This window comes from Variovorax sp. 20P10.2.4, assembly GCF_058244205.1.
In genome coordinates this window covers 1-2,794 of the sequence record NZ_JBZAYE010000819.1, presented here as the reverse complement: position 1 = coordinate 2,794, position 2,794 = coordinate 1, and the positions used below count along the sequence as shown (strand labels likewise).

3 protein-coding genes are annotated in these 2,794 nt (G+C 71.3%); all 3 read left to right on the top strand.

What is annotated here, in order from left to right; all coding sequences use genetic code 11:
- Nucleotides 1–274, top strand: a 274-nt coding sequence (locus tag AC27VN_RS38065; protein WP_490880012.1) for an NAD(P)-dependent oxidoreductase, incomplete at its 5' end; no start/stop codon positions are given.
- Nucleotides 275–311: 37 nt separating this feature from the next.
- Nucleotides 312–1,286 (top strand): tripartite tricarboxylate transporter substrate binding protein, encoded by a 975-nt coding sequence (locus AC27VN_RS38060; protein WP_490880011.1) that lies wholly within the window; start codon nt 312–314, stop codon nt 1,284–1,286.
- A 97-nt stretch (nt 1,287–1,383) separates the two neighbouring features.
- A partial coding sequence (locus tag AC27VN_RS38055) for a glycoside hydrolase family 3 N-terminal domain-containing protein (RefSeq protein ID WP_490880010.1) occupies nt 1,384–2,794 on the top strand: 1,411 nt, incomplete at its 3' end.

Here is a 2,794-nt window from a genome sequence, read left to right as displayed (position 1 = left end):
CGCGCGGCTCGTGAATGTCGCGCGCGGCGAGGTGGTCGACGAACCCGCGCTGATCGAGGCGCTGCGCGACGGCACGCTCGCCGGTGCCTATCTCGACGTTTTCGCGCACGAGCCGCTGCCCGCCGACTCGCCGCTGTGGTCGCTGCCGAACGTCATCGTCACGCCGCACACGGCCGGCCATTCGGACGGCAACGAGGCGCGCGTGGCGGCCCTCTTCCTCGACAACCTGCGGCGCTGGAACGCCGGCCTGCCGCTGCGCAACCGCGTGGCCTGACCACCCTCTTCATAACAACACCAAGACCTCCACGACCATGAAAAGACAAGCCTTCCTCCGCACCGCCCTCGCGACCCTGCTGCTGGCCGCGGGCACCCTGCCCGCCTTCGCCGCCGACTGGCCGAGCAAGCCCATCACCCTCGTCGTGCCCTTCGTGGCCGGCGGCACCACCGACATCGTGGCGCGCACCGTGGGCCAGAAGCTCTCGGAATCGCTCAAGCAGCCGGTGATCGTCGACAACCGCGGCGGCGCGGGCGGCACCGTGGGCGCGACCCTCGCGGCCAAGGCGCCGGCCGACGGCTACACGCTGTTCCTCGCCACCATCGCGCACTCGATCGCGCCGGGCCTCTACAAGAAGCTGGCCTACGACTTCCAGCGCGACTTCGACCCGGTAGCGCTCGTGGCCTCCACGCCCAACGTGCTGATCGTCAACGACAAGGTGCCCGCGAAGACCGTGGCCGAACTCGTGGCCTACATCAAGGCCAATCCCGGCAAAGTCAACTTCGGCTCGGCCGGCAACGGCAGCACCGAGCACATCTCGGGCGAACTGTTCCGCTCGATGACGAAGACCGAGATCGTGCACGTGCCCTACAAGGGCGGCGCGCCGATGATGGCCGACCTGATGGGCGGCCAGATCCAGATGGCAATCGAGACCAGCCCCTCGGCCTCGCCGCACATCAAGGCCGGCAAGGTGCATGCGCTGGCCGTGACCACCAAGGCGCGTTCGCCCGCCTACCCCGGCGTGCCCACGCTCGACGAGGCCGGCCTCAAGGGCTACGACATGACGACCTGGTTCGCGCTGATGGCGCCGCACGGCACGCCCCCCGAGATCGTGCAGCGGCTCAACACCGAGCTCGCGCGCGCGCTGCAGCAGCCCGACGTGGTCAAGCGCTTCGAGGAACAGGGCGTGACGGCCGGCCGCATGAAGCCCGCCGAGCTCGCGGCCTTCATCGGCAGCGAGACCACCAAGTGGGTCAAGGTGGCGAAGGAGTCGGGCGCGACGGCCGAATAGCCCTGGGAGCCCGCGCGGGCGGGTCGGACATCGCCCTACGGGCAGGGCGGAAACCCGCTTGCGGGCCCTGGGGGCAATGTCTGCAGAATGGGCGGCCATGCACGTCGGAAAAAAAGCCCCGTTCCTCTTTCTCGCCCTCGGTCTCCTCGCCAGCCTCCTCGCCTTCGCCCAAGCCCCCGTCCCGGCCGTCACCGATCCGCGCATCGAGGCGCTGATCGCGCGCATGACGGTCGAGGAGAAGGTCGGCCAACTGAGCCTCTACGGCCCGGCCGACACCAACATCCCCGGCAACCCGCAGGCCAACCGGCGCAATGCGCAGCTCGAGGCCGACGAGGTGCGCGCGGGCCGCATGACCGGCCTCTTCAACAACGAGGGCCTGACGCGCAAGCGCGAGCTGCAACGCATCGCGGTCCAGGAATCTCGCCTGGGCATTCCGCTGATCTTCGGTGCCGACGTGATCCATGGCTTTCGCACCATCTTCCCGATGCCGCTGGCCGAGGCCTCGAGCTGGGAACCCGCGCTGGCCGAACGCACCGCGCGCGCGGCGGCGGTCGAGGCCAGCGCCGACGGCTTCCGCTGGACCTTCGCGCCCATGGTCGACATCGCGCGCGATGCGCGCTGGGGCCGCGGCATCGAGGGCGTGGGCGAGGACCCGCTGCTCGCGAGCCGCTTCGCCGCCGCGCGCGTGCGCGGCTTCCAGGGCGAAGACCTGTCGCGCGCCGATGCCATGCTCGCCACGCCCAAGCATTTCGCGGGCTACGGCGCGGCCGAGGGCGGGCTCGACTACAACACCGTCGACATCTCCGAGCGCACGCTGCGCGAGGTCTACCTGCCGCCGTTCCGCGCCGCGCTCGACGCGGGCGCGCTGTCGCTGATGAGCGGCTTCCACGAGATCTCGGGCATTCCCTCGACCGCCAACCCGGCGCTGCTGACCGGCGTGCTGCGCGGCGAGTGGGGCTTCCGGGGCTTCGTGGTGTCGGACTACACGGCCGACGAGGAACTGATCGCGCACGGCTACGCAGCCAATGGCCGCGAGGCCACGAAGCAGGCCTTCCTCGCGGGCACCGACATGAGCATGCAGAGCGGCCTCTACATGCGCGAGCTGCCGGGCCTGGTCGCCGCGGGCGAGGTGCCGATGGCGCGGCTCGACGACGCGGTGCGCCGCGTGCTGTACGCCAAGCTCAGGCTCGGCCTGTTCGACCAGCCGATGCGCGGCCTCGACGGCCCGCCGGCCGCGCAGCGCGCCGAGGACCCGGCCTTCATCGCGCTGGCGCGCGAGAGCGCGCGCCGCTCGATCGTGATGCTGAAGAACGAGGGCGCGCTGCTGCCGCTCGCGAAGACCGGCACCCGGGTCGCGCTGATCGGCCCCTTCGCCTCGGGCACGCAGGACCTGCTGGGCGCCTGGAGCCTGTTCCCGGGCCAGAGCGCGCCGGTGGGCATCGACCAGGGCCTGCGCGCTGCGCTCGGCGACGCGGCCTCGCTCACGGTCACGCGCGGCTCGAACGTCG

Excerpts from the sequence above, each read along its gene's own strand:
- AC27VN_RS38060 (WP_490880011.1), top strand. The coding sequence starts at position 312 with ATGAAAAGACAAGCCTTCCTCCGCACCGCCCTCGCGACCCTGCTGCTG.